Raw genomic sequence first — 20875 nt, 5'->3', positions numbered from 1 at the left:
TGCGTTGTCAGCACGACACGATCAAGAAGGTGAGCGCCCGGCAGACCTTGCTGGCCTTGTCGTTCGTAGCCAGCGGGTCGACCGGTGAGCTGGCCGTCCGGGTCGCCGTCGTGGTCAGCGTTCCGAGCGTCAGCATCCCCGCGGACACGGTGAGCGTGCGGGTCGCAGTCTCGCCGCTGGCGAGGGATGCGATGTCACAGTTCACCGATCGCGTCGTCCCGACCCGCGTGCAGGTCGAGCTGGAGTACGCCAGGTTGGCCGGGAAAGTGCCGACCACCCGGACCCCGGTCGCGTCGCTCGGGCCGTTGTTCGTCACGCCGATCGTGTAGGTGATCCGCGCTCCGGTGGCCTTTCCGGTCAGCGACACGGCGATGTCGGCAGGTGCTTCCTTGATGGTCAGCTCCGGCCCGTCGATGATCTCGAACGAGAAGTTCTCGCCGACGAACTGGTGCTGCAACTGGATCGTCCCCAGCGGCGCGTCGTCCTTCACCCGGAAGGTGAAGGTGATGGTCTTGGACCCACCCGGCAGTACGTCGCCGGTCCCGGCCCGGACGCTGGTCCCGAGCGTGTCACAGGCCGTGGCCTCCGGGCATGACACCAGGTCGACCATGTCCGGGAGCATGGCGTCCTTGGCGTACAACGTCGCCTTGCCGCCCAGGACCGTGCCCGAGTCCGAGTTGTACACGGTCTGCTTGATCGTAAAGGTCTCCCCGCGGGCGACCGACGTCGTACTGACCTCGATCGCGCTCGTCGGCGGCGCCGCATGAGCGGTCACCGGGACCGTCACCAGTGTCGCGCCGGCGACTGCCGTCACCAGCGCAGCACGAAACAACTTCCAGGCATGCATAAGCAATAGCCCCCCATCCCCATTTGAACCCCAGTAACAACTGCCCCCACAGACCGCCCCGATGGCGGTGCAAGCAGTATGGTGTGGACGCTCACAGTGGTCAACCGCTCGCCGTTGCCTTGTACAACCGCGCGCCTCAAAAATCCAGTCGCAGGAGCAAATCTTCGACGCGTTCGGTGCGACCCGCCAGCCGGTGGCGCTCCCAGTCGGCGCGAGAAAGTGCATCGCCGACCAATTCAAGTGCCTCCGCGAGCTCCTCGTCCGCGTACGGATTGACGATCTCCAGCCGCTCGCCCATCGCCTCCTCGGCGCCGAACAGCTCGGCCGCGCCGGCCGGATCACCGCGGCGGAGCAGGATGTTCATCGCGGTGTTGGAGAACGCCATGGTCAGACTCGGGCTGCCGAGCGCCACCACGGTCGGCGTCAGGTGCCGAGCCAGCTCGGCGGCCTCGCCGACGCGATCGGCGAGCGCGAGCAGATAGGCCAGATTCTGTCCGTGGATCGTGCTCTCGAACGCGTCCCCGAGAGACTCGCTGATGCCGAGGGCTTCGCGCAGCAGTTCCTCCGCGCGGTCGAGGTGTCCGAGCGCCTCCTCGATACCGCCGAGATGTCCGAGGACCCGGGCCAATCGCCAGCTGTCGTCGAGGGTGCGGAGCCGCTCGACCGCTTCGGTCAGCGTCTGCCTGGCCGCGTCCAGATCGCCCTGCTGACGTTGCGCCGTACCGAGCACGGTCATCCCGAACGCGATGCCGGCCGCGTCGTCGAGTTCGCGCGACATGGCCAGGCTTCGCGCGGCAACCTCGTAGCCGCGGCCGGTTTCGCCCTGTAAGAGAAGGAGATTGCTCAATCCGCGAAGGCAAGCGGCCAGCTCGGGCGAGGACGTCGTACCGGCGGCGGCGACGACTTGTTCGTGCCAGCGGCGGCTTTCGTCGTGGTAGGCACCGAGCTGCCAGACCCAGCCGAGGGCCGAGCACAGGCGCAGCGCCGTCCGGAGGTCGTTGTCGGTGGCCCAGGCGAGCGCGGCGCGGTAGTTGTCGAGGTCGGCCTCCGAGCGCTCCATCGGCGGCTCGGCCATGGTCCTCTTCAGGATCTCGAGTCGCTCGGCCAGGTCGGCGTAGTACGTCGCGTGGTGACCGCGGATCGCCGCTGATTCGTCGGTCGTCCGCAGCTCGTCGGCGGCGTACTGATGGATGGTCTCGAGCAGCTGGACCCGCGTGCCCTCCGGCCCTTCGACGAGGGTGATCAGGTTGGCATCGTTCAACTCCGCCAGGGTTTCCAGCGGATCGACGCCAGTAGCAACTTCTTGGATCGCAGCCAGATCGGCGCCGCCGGAGAACACCGCCAGGCGACGGAAGGTACGACGGTGCTCGGGGCTCAGCAGCTCGTACGACCAGGCGATCGTCTCCCGCAACGTGCGTTGGCGTTCCGGGATCACGCTGCTCGTCGACGCGATGTCGAGCGACTGGTCCACCCGGGCCAGCAGCTCCTTAACGCTGAGCAGGCGAACACGCGGCGCGCAGAGCTCGATCGCGAGCGGAAGCCCGTCCAGCCGCCGGCAGATCTCCAGTACGTCGTTGGAGTACGTGAACGCCGGCTGGACGGCGCGGGCGCGCTGCATGAAGAGTTGTACGGCGGCCGAGTCCTCGTCCGTGACGGGCAGCGGCGTCACGGGATGCTGGTACTCGCCGACCAGACCGAGTGCGCGCCGGGAGGTCGCGACGATCTTCACATGAGACGCGCCCTCGATGATCTCGGCAACGATCTTGCCGGCGTCCGGGAGTTGCTCGAGATTGTCGAGGACGAGCAGGAGCGTGCGCTGCGCGAGGTAGGCAACGATCCGGTTGCGCTCCCGCGGCGGAACGTCGAGGACCTCGGCGATCGTCGTCCACATCACCGATTCGGACGTGGCCGCCGCGAGCGGAACGAAGTACACGCCGCCGGGGACCTTGGACGCCGCTCCGATCGCGAGCCGGGTCTTCCCCGAACCGCCGGGACCGGTCAGCGTGACGAGCCGTACGTCGGGTTGGCCGAGCAGGTCGACGATGCGGTCGACGTCCTGCTCGCGACCGAGCAGCGCGGTCGCCGGAGCCGGGAGGCTGGTCGACGTACCGATGGTGCGTGGTGGCGGGAAGTCGGTCTGCAGGCCGTCGATCGTGACCTGGAACAGGTGCTCGGGCTCCGGAATGTCCTTCAAATGATGGGTTCCGAGGTCGCGCAGCGTCACGCCGTCAGGCAGTTGGGTGAGCTGACCGGTGACCGCCGAGACCACGATCTGGCCACCCTGCGCGGCGGCCCCGATACGCGCTGCGAGATGGACGTCCATCCCCCAGTAGTCGCCGTCGTACACACCCGGCGTACCGGTGTGGATACCCATCCGCACCCGCAGCCGTTCACCGCCCGGCCATCGGTGCTCCTCCAGCCCGCGCTGCCCGTCGACCGCGGCCCGCACCGCGTCCCCGGCCGTCTGGAACACGACGAAGAAGCTGTCGCCCTCGGTCCCCATCTCCGTCCCGCCGTACGTCGTCCAGACCGCCCGCAGGATCCGGCGATGTCCCTCCAGCGCATCGAGGTACCGATCCCCCAGCCGCCGCAGCAGCACCGTCGACCCCTCGATGTCGGAGAACAACATCGACACCATTCCCCCACCCATGTCGCCAGTCTCGACGGACTGCCCATAAAACGTCGAGAGTTGGCGGCAACTTTTGCGAACGAGCGGGTGTCTCATCCGGTGCGCGGCCAGGGAGGCGGCGACAAGAGCTGGGGGTTACGAGAGATGAAGCGGTTCGGAATCGTTGCGGGGGCTGTCTCCGGAGTCATGGCGCTGGCGGGTGCGGGGGCGCTCGTGCTCGGTGGGGCGTTGCCCAGCAACGCCGCCACCGAGCAGATCAAGACAGTTGCTGCAAGCAACAGCGCGGCGTCGACGCCGGTGCGGTACAAGACCCGGTTGTTCCTGGGCTACAGCGAGGGCCACCACGCGATGGCGGTGCTGCCGACCACCTGGCGCGACGTCGAGCTCGGGAACTGGCAGGCGCGCTTCGACGACAGCGCGAACAACCGGATGATCCGGTTCGACTGCAACTACAACTACAACATCACCACCGTGACCGCGCTCAACCGCAAGATCGCCGCCCTCAAGGGCACCCGCGGTCTGCACATCGTCGGCACCTCGACGGTCGGGATGAACTCGACCAACCACCAGGGCCGGCTGACTGTGAGCACGGTCGTCTACACCTACAAGAGCGGCAACACCACCCGCTGGGTCGCGACCCGGTACGTCGGCCTTGATGGCAGCAAGAACGCCGACGTCGAGATCTCGACGGCCGGTTCGCCCGCGCAGAGCAAGGACCTCGGCGCGGTCCTCAACTACGCGACGATCTCGCTCGCGCTGGCCGGCTGAGCCGCATTAGCTGATACCCGTGGTGCTCTCGCGCACCACGAGGCTGAAAGGGGCCTGGAGGCGGACTGGTTCGCCTCCAGGCCTCTGGTCACGTAGCGCCTGTAATGCGAGCCGGGCAATGGCGACCCGGTCCGGCGCGACCGTGGTGAGAGTGGGCAGGGTCGCGAGGTCGTACGGGATGTCGTCGAACCCGACCACCGCGACGTCCTGCGGGACCTTCAGGCCGCGCAGTACGAGTGCCCGGATCGCACCCATCGCCAGCCAGTCGGTGGCCGCGAAGATCGCGTCCGGCGCCGGATGACCGGAGTCCAGCCACTCGCCAAGGGTTCGCTCGGCATCCTGACCGCGCAGCCCGCCGGTCGGCAGCACGACGTCCTCGTCGACGGGCAACCCGGCCGCGGCGAGGGCATCGCGGTACCCGTTGATCCGCTCGTCCTCCATCCCCGGGCCCGGCGCCAGCGCCATCACCTGCCGGCGCCCGAGCGACAACAGATGCTCGGTCGCCACACGTCCGGCATCCCGGTTGTCTATCCCGACGTGGTCGGCGTGGTGCTCCGCGCCGGCCTTCTCCCCGAGCAGGACCAGTGGCAGCGTCGGATCGCGGCCCTCCACATCCTCGGGCGTCAGGCCGAGCGGACTCATCACGATCCCGTCGAGCCGGGCCGGGTGCCGCTCGTTGAGCAGCGCGAGCTCAGCCTCCCGACGCCCGCCTGTCTGGTGGAACTGCACGATCCACCCGAACGCCTCCGCCTCGTCGAGCATCCGCGCCGCCAGCGAAGCGAAGTACGGACGGTCGAGCTGCGGTACGGCGAGCGCGATCACGCCGCTGCGGCCCTGCGCGAGGTTGCGGGCGGCGATGTTGGGCCGGTACCCGAGCTTGTCGATCGCGGCGAGCACCCGCTGCCGGGTCTCCTCGCGGACATGCTCGGCCCCGTTGACGACGTTCGACACCGTCTTCATCGACACCCCGGCCGCCTCGGCGACGTCGGTCAGGCGCGGCCTCATACCTGGCAGGATCTCATTTGAGGCCGGTGTGGGCCATTCCGGCCAGGATCCGCCGCTGGAAGACCACGAACACCACGACCACCGGGACCAGCGTCACCACGCTCATCGCGAACAGGCCTCCCCACTCCGAGCTGCCGGTCGCGTCGAGGAAACCGCGCAGCGCCACCGGAACGGTCAGCCTGGTCCTGGTCGACAGGTAGATCAGCTGGCTGAAGAAGTTGTTCCAGGTCCAGATGAACGAGAAGATCGCTGTCGTCACCAGCGCCGGCGACAGCAGCGGCAGGATGATCCGCCGGTAGATCCCCCAGTACCCGCAGCCGTCGATCCGGGCCGCGTCGTCGAGCTCGACCGGGATCGAGCGGATGAACTGCACCATCAGGAACACGAAGAACGCGTCGGTGGCCAGGAAACTCGGCACGATCATCGGCCAGAACGTGTCGATCCAGTTCAGGTTCCGGAAGATCGAGTACTGCGCGATCAGCGTGACGTGCGCGGGCAGCATGATCGTGCCGAGCATCACCGCGAACAACGCCTTCCGGCCGACGAACCGCATCCGGGCGAAGGCGTACGCCGTCAGCGAGCAGGTGATCACGTTGCCGATCACGACCGCGGCGCAGATGATCAGCGAGTTCATGATGTAGACGCCGAAGCTCGTCCCGGTCGAGGACCACCCGAGCGCGTAGTTGCCGAGCGTCGGGTGCTCCGGGATCAGGCCCGGGTGGTCGAAGATATCGGTGTTCTTGCGCAGCGAGGCACTGACCATCCAGAGCAGCGGGTAGAGCATGATCAGTGCGCCGGCGGACAGTCCGAGATGTGCCAGCACGCGCTTCATCGGCGTACCCCTTCGTCTCCGTAGAACACCCAGGTGCGGCCGAGGACGAAGTTCAGTCCGGTGAAGACCGCGATGATCAGCAGTAGCACCCAGGCCATCGCGGCGGCGTAGCCCATCCGGAAGTTGCCGAACGCCTGCTGGTACAGGTACAGCGTGTAGAACAGCGTCGAGTCCGACGGGCCGCCCTTACCGCCGCTGATCACGAACGCCGGGGTGAACGCCTGGAACGCGCCGATGATCTGCAGCACCAGGTTGAAGAACACCACCGGCGACAGCAGCGGCAGTGTGACCCGCCAGAACCGTTGCCATCGGCCCGCACCGTCGACCTCGGCGGCCTCGAGAACGTCGTCCGGGATCTGCCGCAGCCCGGCCAGGAAGATCACCATCGGCGCGCCGAACTGCCAGACCCGGAGCACGATCAGCGTCCACAACGCCGTACCGGGCTCGGAGATCCAGCCGCGGCCGTGAATCCCGAAGACGCCGAGGATGTCGTTGAGCAAGCCGTCGCTGCCGAAGATCTGCTGCCAGAGCAGGGCGATCGCGACACTGCCGCCGAGCAGGCTCGGCACGTAGTACAACGCGCGGTAGACGGCCAGACCTTTGAGCCCACGGTTGAGCAGTACGGCGACCGCGAGCGCGAACGCCATCTCGAGCGGCACCGAGACGCCGACGTAGATGAACGTGACGCGCAGCGAGTGCAGGTAGCGCGGGTCCTGGAAGAGCGCCGTGTAGTTGTGCAGGCCGGTCCACTCGGGGGTGTTGAGCAGCGCGTAGTCGGTGAACGAGTAGTACAGCGACAACAGCATCGGGCCGATGGTCAGCCCGAGTACGCCGATCAGCCACGGCAGCAGGAACAGGTACGCCGGGAGGCTCTGGCGGAGACGCGCCATCACTGACCGAGAGTCTTTCCGGCCAGGTCGACGAACTCCTGCGCGCCCGCGTCCGGCTTGGTCTTGCCGAAGCCGATGTTCTCCGCGATCCGGCCGAAACCGGTCAGCAGCTCGCCGTACCCCTTCGGCCACGGCTTCGGCGACGGACCGACCTTGCCGGCGATGTCCTCGACGTACTTGATCGCCCGCGCCCCGGCCGAGCCGGCATCCGCCGAGACCAGGTCACGCGCCTTCTTCGACGGCGGTACGCCGAGCAGGATGCCGATCGTCTTGATCGCCTTCTCGTCGTTCAGCAGGTACCCGATCAGCTTGGCCGCGTCCTCGGGATGTTTGCTCGCGGCCGAGATGCACCACAGGTCGAGCCCCTTGATGAACTGACCCTTGAGATCGCCGGCCGTGTCCTGCGGCACGGGCAACACCGACAGCGGGCTCTTGACCACCGGCTGGTAGAAGGTGACCTGCTGGACCCAACCGAACTGCAGCGGAGCTTTGCCCTTGGCAACCAACGACTTCTCGATCGCGGTCGTCTCGGCGCTGACATTCTGCGGCGGCGCGGCCTTCGCGGTGCGCAGGTCGGCCCAGTACTGGAACCACTCCTGGACCGTGTCCTTGCTCGTGGCAAATTTTCCGCCGTCGTCGGAGAACAGCTCGGTGCCGTGCTGGCGCGCGTACACCTCGAACAGCTGGAAGTTCCCGGCCTGGTCGGTCGATCCGTACGAGCCCTGGATGGATCCGCTGTAGTCGCGGGCGAACTCGGCGAACCTGTCCCACGTCCAGCCCTGCGCCGGGACCGTGCCGCCGGCGCGCTTGACGGCGGCCTCGTCGACGTACATCGCGTAGCTGATCGAGCTCTGTCCGATGCCGTAGTTCTTGCCGTCAGCAACACCGCTGCCGGCGACGTCCTTGTCGAGGCCCGAGGTGTCGATCCCCAACGAGCCAAGGTCCTTCAGCGCACTCCGGCCGGCGTAGTCGCTGAAGTAACTCATCGACATCCGCAGTACGTCGGGAGCGTTGTTGCCGGACGTCTGCGTCGCGAGCTTGTCCCAGTAGTCGTCGAACGGCGCGCTCTCCGCGGAGTACTCGACGCCGCCGCTCGACTTCCACGCGGTCAGTGCCGTGTTGAGCGCCTTGGTGACCGGGTCGGGCCCGTACCAGGAGACGCGCAGCGGCTTCTTGCCTCCCGAGCAACCGGGCAGGACTGTCGCGGCGGCGGTGGCGGCGCCGAGACCCAGCAGGGTCCGGCGGGTCAGTTTGGTCATGATTGGTTCTCCCTGCGTTGGGCCCAGCGCCAGTTGTGGGGCAGGCGGAGCGGGACGTAGTTGCCGTTGGGGAGGTCGTCGGTCAGCCGTGCTTGCCAGCGGGCGAGCTGGTGCAGCAGCTGGGCCCTGACGGCCAGGTAGTTGTCGTCGTCGAAGAGGTTGTCGAGCTCGGCCGGATCTTTGTCCACGTCATAGAGTTCGCCGGCCAGGTCGGCGTGAACGATCAGCTTCCAGTTGCCGCTGCGAAGCATCCGGGCGGCACCGGACTGCGTGACGGTGTTGAGCTCGTCGAAGGTCGGGCCGTCGTACGCGAAGTGCAGCGGCGGCCGGGCGGTCACGTCGTACGCGCGTCCGCCGAAGCCTTGCTCGGCGACGATGCTGCCGAACTCGGTCTCGGGCGCCGCCTCGCCCTGCGCGAGTGGGAGCAGGCTGCGACCCTGGACGCCGTCGGGGATCGGCCGGCCGACGGCCTCGCAGATGGTCGGGAGTACGTCGACGATCGAGACCGGCTCGTCGCGCTGCTGGATCGCGATGCCGTCACCGGTCATGATCAGCGGGATCCGCATCAGGAAGTCGTTCAGGCCGGCGCCCTTGCGTTGCAGGCCGTACTCGCCGACGTAGTCGCCGTGGTCGGCGAGCAGGATGGTCAGGCGCGGTCGTTGCCTCAGGCCCTCGTGCAGGCGGCGGATCTGGTCGTCCAGGAGGCGCAGCATGCCGAGATAGTTCGCGGCGTACCGGCGCCAGTTGTCGTCGTACCCGGGTCGCTTCTCTTCCTGGAGCTCGCGCAGCCAGGCGTAGGTGCCGCCCTTGGTTTCTGTTGCCTCGGGCCCGCCGATCCGATCCGGGATGTGGTCGGGCGCGACGAGGTCGAAGTACGGCTGAGGGACTTGGTACGGGTTGTGGGGCTCGGGGTAGGAGACCCAGAACAGACCGGGCTTGTCGGGGTCCGCGGTTCGCGCGGCCTCGAGTGCATCCGTGGTGATCCGGTGCGGCAGTTGGCAGCGCACGTCGTACGGCGTGGGCTCGTCGGAGACACCGTGGTCGAGGTGCTCGAGCCAATCGTCGAACGCCTTCTCATCCGCGTCCCGCTCGGGTCCTCGGGTGTGGAAGTACGGGCCGGCGAAGGTGTCGAAGTCTTGCGCGCCGCGGTGCATGTGCGGCTTCCCGGCGAAGTGCAACTGGTAGTCGGCGGCCCGTAGTACATCGAGCAGGTCCTCGGAGAACCGCGCGTGCCGGGCGTTGCTGTTCTGCCGGACCTGATGCGCGCTCGGGAACCGCCCGGTGAGCAGACTCGTCCGCGCCGGGACACACGCCGGCGCCGCCGTGTAGGCCCGCCGGAAGTCGGTCCCGGCGGCCGCCAAACCGTCTACGAACGGCATGGTGTCGACCGGATACCCACTCCGCCGAGTCAGCCCCACCCGCTGCTGATCGGTCATCACGATGACGATGTCGGGACGCATCTACTACCTTTCGCTCACCATTTACAGCGCTGTATTTGCAGCGCTGTAAACCTTGCTGCAGACACCTCGAGATCGTCAAGTGACGCGCATCACACTGGATCCTGGATTGCTTTGAGCAACTCAGCTGTTCTGGCTTTCATCGAGCAACTCAGCCGTCCCTGAAAGGACCCCTCTGTGAGCACTCTCGATCTCTCCATCTCGGCTGCTCCGCGATCCCGCCGCAGCCTGAGCCGGCGCGGCAGTTTCTGGACGGCGGCCGCCGTCGCGGGCATCAGCCTGTGGACCAGCGCGGCCCCGACCACGACGTACCCGCTCTATGCCTCGACCTGGCACCTCACCCCCACGGCGACGACGGCGATCTTCGCGGTCTACCCGGTGGTGCTGGTCGCGTTCTTGCTGATCTTCGGCCAGGTGTCCGACTACATCGGCCGCCGGAACACGATGTTGTACGGCGTCGGCGCGATGCTCGCCGGCGTACTTCTCTTCGCGGTCGCCCCGTCGGTGGGCTGGGTGTACGCGGGCCGCGCGCTCATGGGCGCAGGAGTCGGCCTCGCGTTGACGCCGGCGACGGCTGCCGCAGTCGAATTCAGCGCCCGGGGCAAGGAGCACCGAGCGGCATCGGTCACGACGGTGGCGACAGCGGCGGGGCTGGCCCTCGCGACGATCGTCGGCGGTGGGCTGATCGAGTACGCCCCGGCTCCTTTGCACCTGGACTACTGGGTCCTGGTCGCGGTCATCGTCGGCGTCCTCGCAGCCATCTGGCGGATGCCGCGGCACACGAAGGACGAGGCACAGGGCCGCTGGCGCCCGCGCCCGATTACCGTTGCCAAGGGCACTCGCCTGCTGTACCTGGCGGCGGCCCTCGCGGTCACCGGCGCGTACGCGTTCGGCTCGGTCTTCCTGGCCCTCGGCGCCGAGATCGTGCGTGACCTGGTCGGTACCGGGAACATCTTCGTGATCGGTCTGCTGCTCGCGATCTTCTCGGTCGCCACCGGGACGACCGCGATCATCGGCCGCCGGTTCCCCGCGCAGCGCCTGGTCCCGCTCGGCGCGGTCCTCACCCTCGTCGACCTCGGACTGCTCGAACTCGCGGCGACAGGGCACTCGGTCTCGCTCTTCATCGTGACGACGATCGTCGGCGGCACGGCGTACGGCCTGCTGTTCTCCGGCGGACTCGGCCTGATCGCGGCCCACGCCCCGGCGCACCACCGAGGCGCCACGGTCGCGGCGGTCTACCTCGTCGCGTACATCCTGCAGGGCGCGATCGCGCTCACCCTCGGCCTGGTCGCGACGGCGTCCGGCCTGAGTACGGCGCTGCTCCTCGGCGTCACCGTGATCGGTACGCTGGCCATCCTGATCCTGGCGGCGGCCATCCTCCACACCACCCGCAAGGAGGTGTCATGAGCACCCGCACCGCGGGCCGACCGAACTGCTCGATCGCCCGCGCCCTCGACCTGTTGCGCGACCGGTGGACGTTCCTGATCCTCCGCGAGGCGCACTTGGGCACTACTCGCTTCGCCGACTTCCGTGACGTGCTCGGCATCGCGCCCAACATCCTCACCAACCGCCTGACGGCGATGGTGGATGCGGGACTGCTGGAGCGGCGCGAGTACCGCGCGGAGCGGGAACGCACCCGCTGCGACTACCACCTGACGCCCGCCGGCGAGGACCTCAAGATCGTCCTCGCCGCCCTGCAGCAGTGGGGCGATGTCCACGTCCCCCGCGACCAAGGCCCCACCGTCGTACGGCACGCGAAGTCCGGCGAACGGGTCGACGTCTCGTTCACGACCGAGTCGGGGATCCGCGTGCCGGCGTCGGAGGTCTCCTTCGACCCGGTCCCCGGCAGCACGGCCGATCGCAGCGACTGGCGCTGACGCATCAGGCAGCGGGCTCCCAGGCGAAACCGTCGGGGTCGACGTGGGTGCCCGCGTCCATGGTGAGCGCGATCCGGTGCGCCCCACCGCCATCGGCAGGTACGCCGGCGTCCTTGGCCAAGGCCTTGCGGCTGTACAGGCCAAGCTTCACGGGACCCGTGCCGTCGAACTCGACGTACTTGCGCCCGAAACTCCGCGCCACGGTCAGCCCGTTGTCCACATAGAACTTCTTGCTCTCGGCCACGTCCTCGCAGCCCAGCAGGAGTACGACGGAGTCGATGTCGCGGGTCGCGGGACCGGTGTCCTTCTTGGCGGACGTGGCCACCTTCCAGATCGTGCCGTCGGGCGCTTGCAGCGTGCCGCCGTACCCCCAGAGCGACTTGGTGACCGGCTTCACCACCGTCGCACCGGCGGCGATCGCGCTCTCGAACAGGCTGGTCACCGTGCTCGGCTGCCCTACGGTCAACGAGAGCGTGAAGCCGCGGAAACCGCTCGTGTCCGCGGCCGACTCACGCACCCGCACCCGCTCATCCAGCCCGAAGGCTTCCTTCAGAAACCGCTCGGCCTCTGCAACGTCAGCCACTTCCAGAACCACACCACGAAGATTTGTCATGCCTTCAAGCTAGTTTCGCCCGACCCCACACCGCTTCTCGATTCCTGACCACCTTCAGCGACTGGTTCCGCAACTCAGCTTCCATAGTTGGCGATGCCGCCCTCGAGCAGGTCGAAGGTCTGGTCGATGACGTCGGCCTGCTCGCGGCGTACCTGCTCGCCCGGCTGTCCGGCGATCAGCTTGTCGACGGCGACGCGGGGGACGATCGTGACGGCGGTCGCGATCAAGTTGGCGACGACCGCGGCCTGCATGCCCGGTCCTACCTCGGTCTCGAGGAGCTCGGTCAGCGCGTCGGCCATTTCACGCGTGTGCTCGAGCGTACGACGTACGAGCGCCGGGCTCGCGTCGACGATCTGGTAGAAGAACTCGCTCCCGTCCCGCGCGCCGGACAGCGGGTGCTGTGTCGCGAGGAGCTCGTGCAGATGGCGCCGTACGGCGGCGACGACGGACTCACCGGTCTCGCGAGCGCGGATGGCGCGCTTCAAGTCTTCGACCAGGTCAGCGTGCCGATCGAGGAAGAGGTCCTCCTTGCGCGGGAAGTAGTTGAAGACCGTCATCCGCGCGACGTCGGCCGCCTCCGCGACCTCGGCGATCGTGACGTTGTCGAACCCGCGCTCGATGAACAACCCCGACGCGATGTCCGCAATCCGCCGGCGGCTCTCCCGCTTCTTCCGCTCGCGCAGGCCGAGCCGCTCATCCATAACAGATAGCATACTCGACATAAATTTAGACCGGGTACACTATTTGCTGACGACAACCTGGGAGCTGAGATGGATTACGACGTGGTGGTAGCCGGCGCAGGGCCGGTAGGACTGATGCTCGCCTGCGAGCTGCGACTGGCCGGGGTGGACGTACTGGTGGTCGAGCGGCTCACCGAGCCGGACCTGACGATCAAGGCCGGCTCGATCAACCTGCCGACCGCAGAGGCCTTGTACCGCAGGGGTTTGGCGCCCACGCTGCAGGAGCACCAGCAGCGGATGCTGCAGCAGTTCGCCCGCCCGGCCGGCGCCCCGGCACCTGCAGCGATGAAGCGCCCACCCATCGCCGGCCACTTCGGCGGCATCCTGGTCGGCGCCGACAACGTCGACTTCACCGACCCCGAGTTCCGCGACGCCGGCCCGGCGTCCAGCATCTTCCTGATCATGCAGCAGACGATCGAGCAGGTCCTCGCCGAACGAGCAGCCGAGCTGGGCGTCGACGTACGCCGAGGGGTCGAGCTGACCACCTTCACGACCGACGACGACGGCGTACGCGTTGTGCTGGGTGAGGAAGAAGTGTCGGCCGGCTGGCTCGTCGGCTGCGACGGCGGGCGGAGCATCGTGCGTAAGCTCGCCGGCTTCGACTTCGTCGGCACCGACCCCGAGATCACCGGCCACCAGGCGATGGTCGAGCTGGAAGGCGCCGAGAACCTGACCCTCGGCTGGAACAGCACCGACACCGGCATCTACGCGTACGGTCCGATCCCCGGCCGCATCCTCACTGTCGAGTTCGACGGCCCGCCGATCGACCGCGACGCCCCGATCACTGCGGCCGAGCTGGAAGCCAGCCTCCGCAACGTGACCGGCGCCGACGTCACGATCACCAAGGTCATCACCGCGACCCGGTTCACCGACAACGCGCGCCAGGCAACGACGTACCGTCTCGGTCGGGTGCTCCTGGCCGGCGACGCGGCGCATGTGCACTCACCGTTCGGCGGTCAGGGCCTCAACCTGGGCATCGGCGACGCCGTGAACCTCGGCTGGAAACTGGCCGCCACCATCCAGGGCTGGGCGCCGGACGGCCTGCTCGACACCTACACCACCGAACGCCACCCGATCGGCGAATGGGTCCTCGACTGGACCCGGGCCCAGATCACCATCATGCGCACCGACCGCCACGCGCGAGCTCTCCGCCCGGTCGTCGCGGACCTCCTGAACACCCCCGACGGCGCGACTTACCTGGCCAAGAAGCTCTCCGGCGCGTGGCAGCGCTACGACTTCGGTAGCGACAACGACCTCGTCGGAACGTCGGCCCCCGACCTCGAGTTCGCCGACGGCACCCGCCTCGGCGACCACCTCCGAGCCGGCAAGCCCGTCCTCTTCAACCTCGCGGATTCACCACAACTACGCGACCTGGCCGCGCCTTGGTCCGACCGCCTCCACCTCGTAGACACCAAACCAGCCGCTCCCGGCGCCCCCGCAGCCCTCCTAATCCGCCCCGACGGCCATATCGCCTGGACCACCGACAACAACAACCTGGACGGCCTGGCCACAGCCCTCCACACCTGGCTCGGCCAACCGGCCTGACCTCGGCTAGCCTCCGGCGGCCCGCCTCGCGGACTCGGACGCGCGCGCGAAGGCGTTCTGCAGAATCTGCCAGACGTCGCCGGCCAGTCGCTCGCGCTCGTACTCCGCCTCGTTCGCGGCGACTGCGACGATTCCGTTCCGGACCGCCGGATGCTCGCGGGCCGTCTCCTGGACGGCCCGCTCGAGGAACGACTCCGCCTCGGACCGGCGATCGGTCACGGCCGCCATCAGCGCCAGCTCGAACAGGGTCGACGCAGTCCGGGCCGGCCAGGAGAGACGGCGCAGATAAGCGTTGGTGGCCTCGTCGTACCGGCCCAACTGGAACAGGCACCAACCCTGCAACCCGAACACGTTGGCGTCCGGCCCGGTCCGCAGGCCGATCAACGACAAGCTTTGCTCGTAGCTCTGCCGTGAGCTGTCCGAGTCGCCGATCCGGCGCAGGGCATCCGCCCGGCCCGCCATCATCCACGGGTCGAGCGCATCCAGGCGGAGCCCCGAGTCGTACGCCGCAACCCTGTCGTCAGCCGCGTTCTCGGGCCAGTACCGCAAGGCCCAGCCAAGCTGGTCGTACACGTTGGAGACCTGGTACCAACAGCCTGCCGCCCGCCGGGCCGTCTCGACCGAGGTCCGGTAATCCCCGACGGCCATCGCGATCCGCGCACGAGCGAGCCAGCCACCCGGCTCGTCCTCGGCGGCCAGGGTGGCCCGAACCGCGGCCGCATCGGCCTCTTCCGGATGGCCTGCGCGCAGCTCGCCGTAGGCCAGCTCCACCAGCGGCGTGAGTAGATCCCCTTGCAGGTCGACGGCTCGTTGCAGGTTGCGCAGACCCTCCGCGGTCCGATCGGTGTCGAGCAGCACCCAACCGAGCTTGGCCACGAACAGCGGATTGTCCGCGTCGTCCCACAGCGCGCTCTCGATCAGGGACTCGGCCTCCTCCCAGCGCTCCAGCCTGGTCAGCACGTCCACGTAGACGCCCCGCAGTGCGGGGTCCGGCTGATCCTCCAGCTGCGCCGCGAGCCGCGACAGGGCCCGCTCGGCATCGCCGTAGGTGAAGTCCAGATCAGCCAGCCGGCCCTGTGCGTACGATTCGCCCGGGTTCGCAGCGACCGCCTGCTCCAACGCCGATCGGGCCCCGTCGAGATCGCCTTGAGCGAGCCGAACAGTGCCAGTCGTCGTCAGCGCGCTCGGGTGTTGTGGATCGTCCGAGAGGACGCGGTTCAGTAGCGCGAGGGCCTCGTCGTACTGGCCTCGAAGCCGTAAAGCCTCGCCCCGCCCAGCCAGCACGTCAGGGGATTCCGCGAGCAGCTCGAGATCCCGGACCGACTCGGCGATCCGCTCCGCCTCCCAGAGCACCTGGTATCGCTTGAAGCGTGCGGACTCGTCGTCGGGCTTCGCCGCCAGCGCCTCGTCGAGGACGGCCCGCGCGCCGAGCGAGTCGTGCAGCTTGACCAGCGCGTCCGCCTGCAGGACACGGAGATCCGGGTAGTCGGGCTCGAGCTCCATCGCCTGCTCGTAGCACCGCAGCGCCCGTTTCAGATCGCCCGCATCGGCGTACAGCTGGCCACGCCGGACCCGGTAGTAGGCGATCTCAGGGTCGAATTTCGAGGCCAGCTTGAACTTCTGATGGGCATGGTCGGGTCGGCCGAGCAGGACAAGCACCTCGGCCAGTTCACCGTTCAAACTCGCGACGAAGACGTCGTCCTGCTGATCGGTCGCCGTCGCCGCGGCCAGTTCCCCGATCAGGATGCGCTCGGCCCGGAGCAGGTCGTCATGGTTGCCCGGGGCACCGGAATTGAGATAGCGGCCGCGCAATGCGGTCGCCAGCGGAATGGTCAGAGCGGGTTGCGGATCCAGCTCCCGCGCGCGGTCGAGGAGACCGACCGCCTCGTCGTATGCGTCCTGCCGAATCCGCACCAGGGCGAGCTCGGCACGCAGAAAGGTCTCGTCGGCGTCGATCGCCAGCGCCCGATCCAGCAGATCGGCCGCGAGCACCAGCGAGGCGTCGTCGGCAGCTCCGCGTACGTCGTACCGCTCGCGCACAGCTTGGCCGTAGCTGCCCAATGCCCACGCCCATTCCGGCGACATCTCGACGGCACGCTCGAAGTACTCCACGGCTTCGTCGTACTGTCCCTCGCGACGGCGGACCTCGCCGAGGATGCCCCAGCCTGACGCGGACTCCGGGTCGAACTCCAGCAAGCGCCGCGCCAGTTCACCGCCCTCGGTGTTGGCGGCGGCATCACCCTTGTCCAGCAGGATCGCGGACAGGGTCAGAAGGGCGTTCGGCTGTTCGGGGTCGAGCTCCAGCGACTGCCGGAGGATCTTCTCGGCTTCCTTGGGGTCCCCGGCGTCCTTCAGTGCGAGTCCGTAGTCGGTCAACGTCAAAGAGCCGGTGTATCCCTGGTCGACCGCGATCCGCAGATGCTCAAGGGCCTCTGTCGGTCGGCCGGTCAGGCTTAACAGCCGCCCCAGGTAGGCGTGGGTGCCGGGATCGTCGATCTCCTCGAGCGCAGCGCGAAGGTCCCGTTCGGCGTCGTCGTACCGCTCCAGCTCCCCCTCGAGCACACCGATCTGCGCGAGCGCGAGCACGTCGGTCGTGTCCAGCTCGAGAACTCTGCGCAGTACGTCGATGGAGAGCTCGTACTCACCGAGGTCATAGAGCGCTACCGCCACGTCCCACAGCATCGCCGTGTCGTCCGGGAGTTGGCTGACGCCTTCGCGCAGCAACTCGAGCGCCTCGTCCCGCCGCCCGCTCCGGAGCGCAGCCAGACCACGCAGATTCACCGCCAGCCCAGGATCCGCCGGCGCCAGAGCATCGAGCACTCCGTCGAGCTCGTCGAACCGGCCTGCATTGAGGAGATGTACGGCGGCTTTGGTCAGCACGGAACCATCGGTCGACAAGGCGACAGCAGCGAGCGCCGCGTCCGCCGTGCCGTCCACATCCCCGACTGCGGCCAGAACATCGGCCAGGTACAGCCGGGTCCACGCCGACGGGTTGCGGTCGTCGGACTCGCGGAGTGTGGCCGCCGCTTCGTCGTACCGCCCGGCGGCGGCGTAACTGCGGCCCAGCACCGCCAGCGAAAGGCTGCTGGGCTGGGCATCGACGGCGCGCCGGCCCGCATCGATCGCCTGGTCGATCTGCTCCGCCGCGAGCAAGGCTTCCGCGGCATCGGTCCAGGCCCTCTCCCGGACATCGGCCGGTCGATCGGCCTGGTCGAGGAGGGTCGCCAACAGGTGGTGGGACGCCGGATCGAAGGTTCCCCGCACGACTCCGGCTGCCAGCAGGTCGATCGCTTCGGCCTCCCGGCCAGAGGCGGCCAGCGCCGCTGCCAGGTTGCGTCGAACCACCGGCAGGGACTCCCCGAGATCGTTCAGCGCCCGTCGGAGAACGTCGACGGCCTCCTCGGCGCGCCCGAGTGCGAGCAAGGCCGATCCTTGGTCCGCGGCCAGGTCGCCTCGGATGTCCGTCGATTCGGGAGCTCGTTCGAACGCGGCGACCGCCTGCTCGAAGTACGGGAGCGCCTGCGCCTCGTCCCCCTGGTCGCGCAAGGCGGCTGCCAGCAGGAAGGCCGCAGTACCGAGCACCGCCTGCTGGTTCTGGTCCGCTGCCTGCCGGGTCGGCCAGGCCGACTCGACCTCCTCGAGCAACCGCCGTGCCGTGGTGACCGGGTCGGGCAACCGGCCGGCGCGGTAATCGGTCCTCGCGTGCTCGACCTTGGCCCAGATCCTGATGTAGCGCTCCTGCATGGTCCCGGACCGGGAACGATCCGAGACGATCGTCGCTACCGACTCCGTGACCTCGATGCGCGGCAGCCGGGGTTTGCGCGGTGGTACCTCCGGTGTCACTGTGCCCGCCTCCGCTGCTTCGGTCCGTTCCACATGGCCTCGACCTGCTGGGTGAGCTCGACCACCGCGGAGGCATCCTGCAACCTCGCGGCCCACGCGTGGTTCAGCACGGCGAGCAGGTCGATGTCGTCGTCGAACATCGCCCGTCCGTCCTTCAGCTCCTCCCAGGTTGTCTTCGCCTCCGTCCAGCGCCGCTCGTCGAACGCTCGCAACGACCTTCTGTCCTTGAGGTATCCGCGAGCGGTAGCGACGAAGTTGTCGATCCAGTCGGCCTCGGCCACCGGTCCGAGGGCATCGGCCTCGGCCTGGGCTTCATGCCCGGGAGCGGCTTTCGTCACCACGGCCTCGGTCCAGGTCTCCTTGAGCCGCTCGACTTCCGTCTGGTAGCCGGTGCCCGGATCGCCCGCACTCTCCAGCGCCAGCAGGATGAGTCGGGCCCGATCGACGTCCTTCGCCTCGGTGTCACGGATCGGCTCGTCGTGGTGCGGGTGCAGCCGCAGCAGTAGTGCCGCGTAGCCGTAAGCCGGCCCGAGTGTGTAGGCGCCGAAGACATCCGCGTAAAGCTCGGCCAGCTGCTCCTTGGTCGCTTCGCCGGCGAACTGCTCCTGGAGCTTCTTCACCTCGTGCGAGTCCTTCAAGGCCAGGCCGACCTCGTGCGCGACCAGCGGGACGCCCCAGATGGACCACTCGGGGAAGCCGAGCTTGATCACACTGTCCAGCGCGCTGCTGAGCGCGGCCTTGCGGGACGGGATCGGCACGAAGTCCCCGATGATCGCGTTGAACCGGCCGAGCAGTACGTCGGTCATCTCGCAGACCCGGTCGTCGAGACCGGTGTCCCGCATCGTGAGGCCGCCGAGGAAGTCGACGTACTCGCCGAACAGCGGCCGGGCTCGCTCGTCGAGCAGCTTCTCGTAGTCCGTCCAGAAACCGCGCTGCCGCGGCTTGTCGTCGCCCGCGTCCCGGACCCGCTTGAGAAGGCTCTCGACATCTCCGCGCAACTGGCTGCACTGCTTCTGCAGAGTGCTGTTCTCGCCGGTGAAGCGGGCGTTCACCTCCTTGGTCGTCTTCCGGATCCGCCGCAGCTCCCGCCTGATCGCGTTGACCTGGCGGTCCAGCTCCTTGAAGTCCGACTCGGCCGCCTCGATCTGGTCGCGGAGATCGGTCGACCCCTCGTCCTCGTCGAGCAGCTCGGCGAGCTCGTCGTTACGGCGGAACGCACCCGCGGTCTGGTCGTTCAGCCTGGCGAGCTGCTGGATCAGCTTGACCACCGACCGGTTTCCGTCGGTGATCGAACCTATGACTGCGTCCAGCTCGCAGCCGCGTTGTTTGGCCCGGTCGATCGCGCCCTCGACCTTGTTGATGTCGTTGACGAGTACTTCAAGCCGGATCCGCAGCAACGGCTGTTGGGTCATCAATTTCCCCGATCGGTCGGTACGGCGGTGCACAGCGCGATGGCGTGCTTGTCGACGCGCGATCGCTGGACGGGTGTCGCGTCCGGGTTCTGCCGCCGCCACCGCCAGGCGGCGTCGACGATCGCGGCCGGGCCGGCGTTCGGCGGTACCTCGACGGGCCGCGGCGGCCCGGGCTGGGCGGCGGTCGTCAGCTCGTACTTCACCAGCACCGCGCTTTCCTTGTCGTCGTACGTGAGTTTCGGGGCGTGGCGCGCGAGTACGTCGACCGCCTTGTGTGCAAGGGCTTTCAGCTCCGGCGCGTCGGGCGGGGCAGCCTGGCCGGTGAGTGCTTGCCACGCGGGCAGTACGAGCTGCGCGGCGGTGGCGGCGTACCGCTTGTCGTCGCTGAGCTTGGTCATGTGGTCGAGCGCGGCAACCATCGTCGTGACGCGGCGCTGCCAGGACGGGTGCGTCGTACCGTCGGTGGCTCGTTGTTTCGCGTTGATCCGCCGCTGGATGCAAGCGATCGGGTACGTCGCGCCGAGCGCGACCGTTGCGAAGACGTCGGCGATCAGTTCATGGACGTGGGATTCGTCGAGGCCGGCCTTGGTGCCGAACGGGCCGGTGACGAGTGAGCGCAGCGGGCGGTCGTCGCTGTGGGCGGCGTCGATGTGTGCGAGTTCGTGGACGGCATGGTGACCGAACTCGTGGACTGCGAACGGCAGGTCCCACACGGTGGTGCCTGGAAACCGCAGCCGGACCAGGCCGATCGTGTGGTCGACGCTCTCGGTGTCGGGGCTGAACGTGACAAGCACGCCCCGGTCCAAGCCGCTTAGCTCCTGCACATCCTGCAGCAGTCGGCGTGCTGCCCCGGCGATGCCGTTGTCCAATCCCGCCGAGCTGAACAGGCGGCCCTGGACAAGGGCGAACAGCTCGGCCATCAGTTGACGTGCGGCCTTCTCCTCGGTAGCGAACAAGTCCCAGCCGGCGTCCTCGGTCGCCGTACTCAAGGCTCGCTTGACACTCTTGCGCCTGTCACCCAGCTTCCCGCTCAGCCTCGTCGCCGCCTGGGGCTCGAGCAGATCGCGGATCAACGGCAGGTCCAGCTGCCGCTCGGCCAGCTCGAGTTGTTCGCAGACAGCGGCCACCCGATCTTCCAGAGCGGGTCGCGCCATCCCC

General features: G+C 68.1%; 16 protein-coding genes. 4 read left to right on the top strand and 12 right to left on the bottom strand.

Annotated elements, in window-relative coordinates:
* Nucleotides 1–7 precede the first annotated feature (7 nt).
* Entirely contained in the window at nt 8–814 is an 807-nt protein-coding gene (locus tag EV645_RS25510; RefSeq protein ID WP_198681832.1) for a DUF11 domain-containing protein, read from the bottom strand.
* 169 nt (nt 815–983) lie between these two features.
* A complete protein-coding gene (locus EV645_RS25505; protein WP_198681831.1) occupies nt 984–3497 on the bottom strand; it encodes an ATP-binding protein in 2514 nt (837 codons plus the stop codon).
* Between the two features lie 123 nt (nt 3498–3620).
* Between EV645_RS25505 and EV645_RS25500 the strand changes: the two genes are divergently transcribed.
* Nucleotides 3621–4244 carry a hypothetical protein gene (locus EV645_RS25500; RefSeq protein WP_130446457.1) on the top strand — a complete coding sequence of 208 codons (624 nt, stop codon included), beginning with the start codon at nt 3621–3623 and terminating at the stop codon, nt 4242–4244.
* A 6-nt stretch (nt 4245–4250) separates the two neighbouring features.
* Here EV645_RS25500 and EV645_RS25495 read toward each other — a convergent pair whose 3' ends face one another.
* From EV645_RS25495 to EV645_RS25475, 5 genes are read right to left on the bottom strand one after another with little or no spacing between them, the layout of a single operon-like run.
* Nucleotides 4251–5249 (bottom strand): LacI family DNA-binding transcriptional regulator, encoded by a 999-nt coding sequence (locus EV645_RS25495; protein WP_130446456.1) that lies wholly within the window; start codon nt 5247–5249, stop codon nt 4251–4253.
* A gap of 13 nt (nt 5250–5262) precedes the next feature.
* Nucleotides 5263–6081 (bottom strand): carbohydrate ABC transporter permease, encoded by an 819-nt coding sequence (locus EV645_RS25490; protein WP_130446455.1) that lies wholly within the window; start codon nt 6079–6081, stop codon nt 5263–5265.
* Entirely contained in the window at nt 6078–6971 is an 894-nt protein-coding gene (locus EV645_RS25485; protein WP_130446454.1) for a carbohydrate ABC transporter permease, read from the bottom strand. Before EV645_RS25485 ends, EV645_RS25490 begins: the two co-directional genes overlap by 4 nt.
* Nucleotides 6971–8230, bottom strand: coding sequence for an extracellular solute-binding protein (locus EV645_RS25480; protein WP_130446453.1), 1260 nt, complete (start codon nt 8228–8230; stop codon nt 6971–6973). Before EV645_RS25480 ends, EV645_RS25485 begins: the two co-directional genes overlap by 1 nt.
* A complete protein-coding gene (locus EV645_RS25475; RefSeq protein WP_130446452.1) occupies nt 8227–9690 on the bottom strand; it encodes a sulfatase-like hydrolase/transferase in 1464 nt (487 codons plus the stop codon). The genes EV645_RS25480 and EV645_RS25475 overlap by 4 nt, the downstream gene beginning before the upstream one ends.
* Nucleotides 9691–9864: 174 nt before the next feature.
* Between EV645_RS25475 and EV645_RS25470 the strand changes: the two genes are divergently transcribed.
* Together EV645_RS25470 and EV645_RS25465 are read left to right on the top strand one after the other, a co-directional pair.
* Entirely contained in the window at nt 9865–11094 is a 1230-nt protein-coding gene (locus tag EV645_RS25470) for an MFS transporter (RefSeq protein WP_130446451.1), read from the top strand.
* The gene (locus EV645_RS25465; RefSeq protein WP_130446450.1) at nt 11091–11564 is read left to right on the top strand and encodes a winged helix-turn-helix transcriptional regulator; all 474 of its coding nucleotides are present in this window, start codon (nt 11091–11093) and stop codon (nt 11562–11564) included. The genes EV645_RS25470 and EV645_RS25465 overlap by 4 nt, the downstream gene beginning before the upstream one ends.
* Nucleotides 11565–11568: 4 nt before the next feature.
* Here the strand turns inward: EV645_RS25465 and EV645_RS25460 are convergent, their stop codons facing one another.
* Both EV645_RS25460 and EV645_RS25455 read right to left on the bottom strand, forming a co-directional pair.
* On the bottom strand, nt 11569–12147 hold the full coding sequence (locus EV645_RS25460) for a VOC family protein (protein WP_242000636.1): 579 nt from the start codon (nt 12145–12147) through the stop codon (nt 11569–11571).
* Between the two features lie 104 nt (nt 12148–12251).
* Nucleotides 12252–12878, bottom strand: a complete 627-nt coding sequence (locus tag EV645_RS25455) for a TetR/AcrR family transcriptional regulator (protein WP_130446448.1) — start codon at nt 12876–12878, stop codon at nt 12252–12254.
* A 69-nt stretch (nt 12879–12947) separates the two neighbouring features.
* Between EV645_RS25455 and EV645_RS25450 the strand changes: the two genes are divergently transcribed.
* Nucleotides 12948–14462, top strand: coding sequence for an FAD-dependent monooxygenase (locus EV645_RS25450; RefSeq protein ID WP_130446447.1), 1515 nt, complete (start codon nt 12948–12950; stop codon nt 14460–14462).
* A gap of 6 nt (nt 14463–14468) precedes the next feature.
* Here the strand turns inward: EV645_RS25450 and EV645_RS25445 are convergent, their stop codons facing one another.
* The 3 genes from EV645_RS25445 to EV645_RS25435 are packed head-to-tail and all read right to left on the bottom strand — an operon-like array spanning nt 14469 to nt 20871.
* Nucleotides 14469–18305 carry a tetratricopeptide repeat protein gene (locus EV645_RS25445; protein ID WP_130446446.1) on the bottom strand — a complete coding sequence of 1279 codons (3837 nt, stop codon included), beginning with the start codon at nt 18303–18305 and terminating at the stop codon, nt 14469–14471.
* On the bottom strand, nt 18302–19717 hold the full coding sequence (locus EV645_RS25440; RefSeq protein WP_130446445.1) for a hypothetical protein: 1416 nt from the start codon (nt 19715–19717) through the stop codon (nt 18302–18304). The genes EV645_RS25445 and EV645_RS25440 overlap by 4 nt, the downstream gene beginning before the upstream one ends.
* Nucleotides 19717–20871: a hypothetical protein gene (locus EV645_RS25435; RefSeq protein ID WP_130446444.1), complete on the bottom strand. Its 1155-nt coding sequence runs from the start codon at nt 20869–20871 to the stop codon at nt 19717–19719. Before EV645_RS25435 ends, EV645_RS25440 begins: the two co-directional genes overlap by 1 nt.
* Between the last annotated feature and the right edge of the window lie 4 nt (nt 20872–20875).

This window comes from Kribbella rubisoli, assembly GCF_004217145.1.
GTDB lineage: Bacteria > Actinomycetota > Actinomycetes > Propionibacteriales > Kribbellaceae > Kribbella > Kribbella rubisoli.
Note: the sequence above shows the minus strand (reverse complement) of the source record. Positions and strands in the feature narration are given on the sequence as shown.

What these genes read in the sequence shown, in the direction of transcription:
- EV645_RS25440 (WP_130446445.1), bottom strand. Translation starts at nt 19,717, where the DNA reads ATGACCCAACAGCCGTTGCTGCGGATCCGGCTTGAAGTACTCGTCAAC.
- EV645_RS25490 (WP_130446455.1), bottom strand. Translation starts at nt 6,081, where the DNA reads ATGAAGCGCGTGCTGGCACATCTCGGACTGTCCGCCGGCGCACTGATC.
- EV645_RS25500 (WP_130446457.1), top strand. Translation starts at nt 3,621, where the DNA reads ATGAAGCGGTTCGGAATCGTTGCGGGGGCTGTCTCCGGAGTCATGGCG.
- EV645_RS25505 (WP_198681831.1), bottom strand. Translation starts at nt 3,497, where the DNA reads ATGGGTGGGGGAATGGTGTCGATGTTGTTCTCCGACATCGAGGGGTCG.
- EV645_RS25455 (WP_130446448.1), bottom strand. Translation starts at nt 12,878, where the DNA reads ATGGATGAGCGGCTCGGCCTGCGCGAGCGGAAGAAGCGGGAGAGCCGC.
- EV645_RS25465 (WP_130446450.1), top strand. Translation starts at nt 11,091, where the DNA reads ATGAGCACCCGCACCGCGGGCCGACCGAACTGCTCGATCGCCCGCGCC.
- EV645_RS25435 (WP_130446444.1), bottom strand. Translation starts at nt 20,871, where the DNA reads ATGGCGCGACCCGCTCTGGAAGATCGGGTGGCCGCTGTCTGCGAACAA.
- EV645_RS25480 (WP_130446453.1), bottom strand. Translation starts at nt 8,230, where the DNA reads ATGACCAAACTGACCCGCCGGACCCTGCTGGGTCTCGGCGCCGCCACC.
- EV645_RS25450 (WP_130446447.1), top strand. Translation starts at nt 12,948, where the DNA reads ATGGATTACGACGTGGTGGTAGCCGGCGCAGGGCCGGTAGGACTGATG.
- EV645_RS25485 (WP_130446454.1), bottom strand. Translation starts at nt 6,971, where the DNA reads ATGGCGCGTCTCCGCCAGAGCCTCCCGGCGTACCTGTTCCTGCTGCCG.
- EV645_RS25495 (WP_130446456.1), bottom strand. Translation starts at nt 5,249, where the DNA reads ATGAGGCCGCGCCTGACCGACGTCGCCGAGGCGGCCGGGGTGTCGATG.
- EV645_RS25475 (WP_130446452.1), bottom strand. Translation starts at nt 9,690, where the DNA reads ATGCGTCCCGACATCGTCATCGTGATGACCGATCAGCAGCGGGTGGGG.